Source organism: uncultured Aquabacterium sp. (assembly GCF_947366995.1).
Lineage (GTDB): Bacteria > Pseudomonadota > Gammaproteobacteria > Burkholderiales > Burkholderiaceae_C > Aquabacterium.
Window position 1 is genome coordinate 1 of record NZ_CANBCC010000110.1, and the last position, 6,439, is coordinate 6,439.

Here is a 6,439-nt window from a genome sequence, read left to right on the forward strand (position 1 = left end):
ACCTGGCGCCTGCAGGGGGGTGCCTGGGTCATCGTGCGGGAAAGCAACCGCTGAGCGCATTTCGCCGGCAAAGCGTGCAGGCATCACACCTGCGCGCCCTCGCTTCAGCGCACACTGCAAGTGCTGCGCGGGGGGCAGAAGCCCCCAGCACAGCGTGACCCGCCGGACATCGGGGGTCTGACCGGGCACGGTGCCGCCCTCGGGTGGCACAGGCGGGGTGATCCCGCCTCGGCCCGACCGCCGGTGAGGCGGCCCTGTCATCAGGGAAAGCGGCGGAGCTGGATCACCCGGGCGCGCCAGGTCAGGCAGTGAGCCTGACCGCCGAACCCGTCGTGCCTGCGTGCGACGGGTTTTCTTTTTTCCGCCTTGCCGCATCAACCGTAGGGCCGCCAGACCGGCAGGCCGGCCACCCGCGCCTGGTTGACCATGTCTTCGGTGCCGGGCCCACCGGGAAACGCAACGAGCGCGTCCGGTCTCCCGGCCACCAGCATGCGCGTGTTGCGCAGCGGGCTCGCAGCCAGACCGACCCGCTCCCATTGCTCAGGCGGGACGGGAAACACCTGACGCTCGATGCCCCGCGCAACCGCCCACTGGTCGGCCAGCGTGTCGGCACCCCGTGCGGCGCCATGGATGAGCGCGGTGACCCGATACCGCGTCAACACCAGGTCCAAGGCGTGAAACACCGCATGCTGGTCGTCGAGCTCCAGCCCCCCACACACCAGAACGCGCAAAGGAGGTCGATCGGCGGCGGACCAATGCTTGCAACCTGACGCCATTTCGGGCTGCACCGCCGGGTCGGCACGCAAGCAGATCCCGACGAGACGCGAAGGGGCTTGCCGCGGGCTGCCGCCGAAATGTTGACAGGACCAGCACGGCATCCTGACGGGCCGGGACACGGGAAGAACAGACACGGCGCCAGTCTGGCAGGGCGGGGTTCGGCGCGCACGTTCCGTGCGGTTGGTCAAGGTCTCGACAGGGTCATCGCACGCCGTCAGATGGGACAATGCACCGCCGCATGGTCCATGGCGTCCGGACCGTCGGTGTTTCGCAGTCAACAGGACGACCAATCAGGGCAGTCAACAATGAACAGCATCACCCGTGGCGTCGCCACAGCAGGCCTCTTCCTTCTCGTTTCGGGCTGCGCGCAGTTGCCCGCCGTCGGCAGCAACAGCGCCGACAAGCCCGCTCCAGCCGACACCCGCCTCTGTGCAAAGAACTTCGCGGTGTCGGGTTCGGCACTCAGCCTGGGCGGCACGACCTACACGTCGTCTGTCACCGTCGCCGGCGTGTCGAAGGCGACCGCCATGACGAAGGCCAGCAAGCAGATCGCGCAGGACGGCCTGACCATCACGACGATGGACCGTGAAGGCGGAATGATTGCGGCTGCGAATAAGGTGATCGCCGGCAAGGGCGACACCGTGCCTCTGGTGGTGACGTTCGAGCCGGCCAAGGGAGGGCTTGAAGTGCGCATGACGTTCCGCAACGGCTTCGGTCAGGTGACCACCGAAGAGGTGGTCCGCAACGGCTTCTGCGGCATCGTGGCCGCCATCGAGAAGAAGTAAGCCAGCCAGAGAGAACGATGAACACGTTCTGGCTGCTGTGGGCCGGCACACTGGCCCTGATCCTGTCTGTGGCCACGTGGATGGAATACGGCGCCATCCGGCAACGGATCAATGGTGCCAACGGGCTGACCATCCTGATGGCGGGCGTGGTCAGCGCGCTGAGCCTGCCAGTGGGTGGCGCGATCGCGTGGTACCTGGGGGGCTTTGCGGTGGCAGCAAAGATGACCCTGGCGACCGGCGCGGGGGTCGCCACGGTGTTTTACGGCGCGCTGCGCTGGCTGGACAGGCAGGCGAAGCAACAGCCGTGAGGCAAGACGCTCCCCCGCGCCTGGGCGCAGGGGCTTCGCGTCAGGCGCCCATGGCCATCAGGCTGGCGTTGCCACCGGCCGCGGCGGTGTTGATCGACAACGTCCGCTCGTGCACCAGACGGCTCAGGTCGTAGTCCGGCGTCGGCTGCAGCAACTGCAGGATCGGGCCCGGGCGGGACGCCAGGCGAACACGCAAGGCATCGGCGTCGGCCTCGCTGCCCTCGAACAGCACCGCACCCAGCTCGCGCTCGAACCACGCCGCATCCAGCGTCACGTGAGACCGGAGGGGCGCTGGCAGCGACGCCACCACCACCCGGGCCGCATGGCCCTCTGCCACCACAAGGTGGTTGCCGCTGGCCAGCGCCGCCATCACCTGATGCAGCACGGCGGTCGCGGTGTCGGCCACACCGGCAATCGTGCCGCGCGCAGTGAAGCGCAGGCTGTCGTCCTCACCGGTGGGGCCGGGCAAGGCCATGCGCAGGCCGCTGATGCGGCGCGCACGGCAGGCGTCGGCGCGGTCGCGCAGCACGGCCAGTTCGTCGCCCTCCAGCAGCGCGCGCCCGGCGCCGTCCAGCCAGCTCAGGAACGTGGCAAAAGCCTGGTCGGCCGACCGGGTCTCATCCCCTTCCGTGACCGACATGGCGCCGTTGTGCAGAAGAGGCCCCGAAGTGCGAGCCAGGAGGCGATGCAGGTAGAGTGGCCCGCCCGCCTTCGGCCCGGTGCCGGACAGGCCCTCGCCACCGAAAGGCTGTACCCCCACCACCGCACCGATCACGTTGCGGTTGACATAGAGGTTGCCGACATGCGCGCGCGCGGCCACCCGCTCCACCGTCTCGTCAATGCGCGTGTGCACGCCCATCGTCAGGCCATAGCCGCTGGCATTGATGGCGTCGATCAGGCTGTCCAGGTCGGCCGCACGGTAGCGCAGCACGTGCAGGATGGGCCCGAACTGCTCCCGCCCCAACTCCGACAGCGCACCGATCTCGATGATGGTCGGGGCGACGAAGGTGCCCTGCGCGCACTCGGCTGGCAGTGTCAGCTGGGTGACGCGGGCGCCCTTGTGCTGCATCGCGGCCACGTGGCTCTGCAGCCCGTCGCGCGCTTCGGCGTCGATCACCGGGCCGATGTCGATGCGGACGTCGGCCGGGTTGCCCAGGCGTAGCTCCGTGAGCGCGCCCTGCAGCATGTGCAGCACGCCGTCGGCGATGTCCTCCTGCAGACACAGCACGCGCAGCGCCGAACAACGCTGGCCGGCCGAATCGAAGGCCGAGGCCAGCACATCGCCCACCACCTGCTCCGGCAGCGCGGTGGAGTCGACGATCATGGCGTTCTGCCCCCCAGTCTCGGCGATCAGCGGCACGTTGCCGCCGCGTGCAGCCAGCGTGCGGTTGATGAGCGCCGCGACCTCGGTCGAGCCGGTGAACATCACACCGCGCACACGGGCGTCCGCCACCAAGGCGGCACCCACGGTCTCGCCACGGCCAGGCAGCAATTGCACCGCCGCCACCGGCACACCAGCTTCATGCAACAGGCGCACCGCGAACGCGGCAATCAGCGGCGTCTGTTCGGCGGGCTTGGCCAGCACGGGGTTGCCCGCAGCCAGTGCGGCAGCGACCTGCCCGGTGAAGATGGCCAGCGGGAAGTTCCACGGGCTGATGCACAGCACGGGCCCCAGCGGCACATGGGTGGCGGGATCAAAGCCGCGCGCCTGCTGGGCGTAGTAGCGCAGGAAGTCAACGGCTTCCCGCAGCTCTGCCACCGCGTTGCCCCACGACTTGCCCGCTTCGCGCACGGTCAGCGCCAGCAGGATGTCGGCGTCGCGCTCGAACAGCGCCGCCGCCCGCACCAGCGCGTCGCTGCGCACGGCGGCCGGGGTGGCCCCCCACTCCGGTGCCACCGCATCGGCGGCCAGCAGCGCCTGCGCCACATCGGCGGCGGTGGCCTCGGCCACATGGCCCACGACGTCGCGGTGATCGGCCGGGTTGCACACCGGCTGCGGCATGGCCTGTGCAACGTCAGCGGCCAGCGTCGGACCTGCACGGAACGCTGTCTCACAGGAGGCGGCCAGCGCCGTGGCAATGCGTTCGCGAACGGTTTCGCTGGCCAGGTCGTGGCCCTCGGAGTTGGCGCGCAGCGTGCCGAACAGCTCGGCAGGCAGCGGGATCCTGGGGTGCGGCGCGCCAGCGAGCGGCGCGGCCTGCTCCACGGGGTCGGCAATCAGCTCCTCCACCGGCACGCGCTCGTCCACGATGCGGTTGACGAAGCTGGTGTTGGCGCCGTTTTCCAGCAGGCGGCGAACCAGGTAGGCCAGCAAGGTTTCATGGCTGCCCACCGGCGCATAGATGCGCACCATGCGGTGACGCTCGGCCTGACCGACGATCTGGTCGTACAGCGGCTCGCCCATGCCGTGCAGGCACTGGAACTCGTAGTCACCGGGCTGCCACGCACGCCCCTCGGCGGCAGCCAGATGGAAGATGGCGGCCAGCGAGTGCGCGTTGTGCGTGGCGAACTGCGGGTAGATCACATCGCGCGCAGCCAGCAGCTTCCTGGCACACGCCAGGTAGGACACGTCCGTGTACACCTTGCGGGTGTAGACCGGGTAACCCGAGAGCCCATCGATCTGCGCCCGCTTGATCTCGGCATCCCAGTAAGCGCCCTTGACCAGGCGCACCATCATGCGGCGACCGCTGCGGCGCGCCAGGTCGATCACGAAGTCGAGCACGAAGGGCGCACGCTTCTGATAGGCCTGCACCACAAAGCCCAGTCCGGTCCAGCCAGCCAGCGCCGGATCCAGTGCGAGCGCTTCCAGCAGATCCAGCGAGATGTCGAGGCGATCGGCCTCCTCTGCGTCGATGTTCAGGCCGATGTCGTGGCCCTTGGCCTGCAGGCACAGGGTCTTCAGCTTCGGCAGCAGTTCGGCCATCACACGCTCACGCTGAGACCAGGTGTAGCGCGGATGCAGGGCAGACAGCTTCACCGAGATCCCGTTGCCATCGACGACACCACGCCCGGCGGATGAGCGTCCGATGGCCTCGATGGCCCGCTCGTAGTCACCGAAATAGCGGTCGGCGTCGGCAGCCGTCATGGCGGCCTCGCCCAGCATGTCGAACGAGTAGCGGTAGCCCTTCTTCTCGTGGGCACGGCCGCGGCGCAAGGCTTCGTCGATGTCGCGGCCGGTGACGAACTGCTCGCCCAGCATGCGCATCGCCAGGTCCATGCCCTTGCGGATCAGCGGCTCGCCACCGCGCGCCACCAGGCGGGTGAGCGCCGAAGACAGGCCCTCTTCGCTGCTGGTTGACACCAGCCGGCCCGTGATGAGCAGGCCCCAGGTGGCCGCGTTGACGAACAGCGAAGGGCTGTTGCCGATGTGCGAACGCCAGTCTCCGTCGGCCAGCTTGTCGCGGATCAGGCGGTCTGCCGTGGCCTTGTCCGGCACGCGAAGCAGCGCTTCGGCCAGACACATCAGCGCCACGCCCTCCTGGCTGGAGAGCGAGAACTCCTTCATCAGCGCATCGACGCCAGACGAACGCGAGCGGGTGGCGCGCAGGCCGCTGACGAGGTCGTGTGCCAGGCCACGCACCGGCTCACGCAATGCCGCCGGGATGCGCGCCGCCTCGACGAGGGCCGGCACGCAGACCGGTTCGGGCGTGCGCCACGCGGCGTCAATCCTGCGGCGAACTTCACTGCGGGGCGCAGCGGGCAAGGCGGTGGCCGAGGCGTCAAATGCGCCGATGGGCCAGAGGCTGGTGGGGATGGTGGCGGTCATGTCCGGGTACTCCTGAAGGGCCGGCGCGAGGGGGCTGCGCAGCTGCGGTCGGGAAACAGGCGGAACGGGTCCGCCAGATGGACTGAATTGTTTGCGAAACGCCGCAGTAAATGTCTCCAAAGTTTTACTTTTGAAAGTCATAATGACTTTTCAAAGTACGTTTCAAAGCCATAAAGACTGTCGCGCAGATGGACCGCATCGACCTCAAGATCCTCGCCGAACTGCAGGCCGACGCACGCCTGTCCATCGTGGAGTTGTCCCGCCGAGTCGGCCTCACCAAAACGCCGTGCGCCGAGCGGGTCCGGCGGCTGGAGAAAACGGGGGTGATCCGTGGGTACCACGCCGATCTGGATCCCGACGCCGTGGGAGCCGGTCACATCGTCGTGGTGCAAGTGCTTTTGGCCGGCACCACTGAGCACGAGCTCCGGCGATTCAACGAAGCCGTGCAACGCATCCCCGAGATCGAGTCATGCCACATGATCGCGGGCGACTTCGACTACCTGCTGAAAGTCCGCACCCGCGACATCAACGAGTACCGCCGCGTGATGGGCGAGCACATCTCCGGCCTGCCGGGCGTGAAGCAGACCCACACCTATGTGGTCATGGAGATGGTCAAGGAGTCGCGCAGCCTCCCGCTGCCGAGGCCCTGAGCCAGAAAGCAAAAAACCCCAAGCGATCGAATCACTTGGGGTTTGCAACTGGCGGAGAGGGCGGGATTCGAACCCGCGGTAGGCTATTAACCTACACACGCTTTCCAGGCGTGCGACTTAAACCGCTCATCCACCTCTCCGAAGCCCGCTACT

At 68.1% G+C, this 6,439-nt stretch carries 5 protein-coding genes and 1 tRNA gene; 3 read left to right on the forward strand and 3 right to left on the reverse strand.

Features of this window, described 5'->3' with window-relative positions:
- Nucleotides 1-374 precede the first annotated feature (374 nt).
- Nucleotides 375-878 (reverse strand): DUF2493 domain-containing protein, encoded by a 504-nt coding sequence (locus Q0Z44_RS17895; RefSeq protein WP_366517640.1) that lies wholly within the window; start codon nt 876-878, stop codon nt 375-377.
- Between the two features lie 204 nt (nt 879-1,082).
- Here Q0Z44_RS17895 and Q0Z44_RS17900 point away from each other — a divergent pair, with 204 nt between their 5' ends.
- Nucleotides 1,083-1,562, forward strand: a complete 480-nt coding sequence (locus Q0Z44_RS17900; RefSeq protein ID WP_298015305.1) for a hypothetical protein — start codon at nt 1,083-1,085, stop codon at nt 1,560-1,562.
- 17 nt (nt 1,563-1,579) lie between these two features.
- Nucleotides 1,580-1,870: a hypothetical protein gene (locus Q0Z44_RS17905; protein WP_298015307.1), complete on the forward strand. Its 291-nt coding sequence runs from the start codon at nt 1,580-1,582 to the stop codon at nt 1,868-1,870.
- 40 nt (nt 1,871-1,910) lie between these two features.
- On the opposite strand, the gene putA is transcribed toward Q0Z44_RS17905, so the two are convergent.
- The gene (putA, locus tag Q0Z44_RS17910) at nt 1,911-5,636 is read right to left on the reverse strand and encodes a trifunctional transcriptional regulator/proline dehydrogenase/L-glutamate gamma-semialdehyde dehydrogenase (RefSeq protein ID WP_298015309.1); all 3,726 of its coding nucleotides are present in this window, start codon (nt 5,634-5,636) and stop codon (nt 1,911-1,913) included.
- A 188-nt stretch (nt 5,637-5,824) separates the two neighbouring features.
- Between putA and Q0Z44_RS17915 the strand changes: the two genes are divergently transcribed.
- Nucleotides 5,825-6,286, forward strand: a complete 462-nt coding sequence (locus Q0Z44_RS17915; protein ID WP_298015311.1) for an Lrp/AsnC ligand binding domain-containing protein — start codon at nt 5,825-5,827, stop codon at nt 6,284-6,286.
- 49 nt (nt 6,287-6,335) lie between these two features.
- On the opposite strand, the gene Q0Z44_RS17920 is transcribed toward Q0Z44_RS17915, so the two are convergent.
- Nucleotides 6,336-6,426: transfer RNA gene (locus Q0Z44_RS17920), tRNA-Ser, on the reverse strand.
- Nucleotides 6,427-6,439 lie beyond the last annotated feature (13 nt).